The sequence below is a fragment of the Protofrankia sp. Cr1 genome (genome assembly GCF_963555865.1).
GTDB lineage: Bacteria > Actinomycetota > Actinomycetes > Frankiales > Frankiaceae > Protofrankia.
Genome location: NZ_CAUVXO010000662.1, coordinates 1 through 503 on the forward strand (window position 1 = coordinate 1; position 503 = coordinate 503).

General features: G+C 68.6%; 1 pseudogene. It reads left to right on the top strand.

The features are described 5' to 3' along the window. Window positions 1–310 (top strand): annotated as a pseudogene (locus tag U9980_RS27585) (hypothetical protein); the annotation flags it as partial. Between the last annotated feature and the right edge of the window lie 193 nt (window positions 311–503).

The window sequence follows — 503 nt, forward strand, 5'->3', positions numbered from 1 at the left end:
TCTAGCCGGCCTCGCGCCGTACCTGCCCGCCGAGGACCGCAGCCCGGTGATCGCCCTTGCCGCAGCCGCCGTCACTGCAATCGACGACCCGGAACGCCGAGCGGACGCACTCACAGCGATCACGACAGCCGCGTCTGAAGACCCGACAGCGGACGGTCGGCGCTACTGGCGAGCCGCGTTGGCAGCCTCCGCGCGAGTCGGTCGTCCCAGCGTGGAGGCAACGCTTCCGGCCGTCCTGCTCCACCTTCCGCCGTGCGCCGTCGTCTGGGCGGTGGAGTCCACGGTGCGTGTGCAGCGCTGGTGGCCCTGATCCTCTACGCAGGGCACATTCCGACTCGACGGGCAGGAAAGCCTGTCCGCCAAACGGCTTTGAGAAGGCCCGTTGGCACCTCCCGTGCACCTTTGACTCACCACGCCGTACCAACGACGCCGTCCAGAAACGATCAACAGTCGGTCGGTGTATGCGGTGAGCGCGCGTGACGATATGGGCGAGCGCTCCCGGC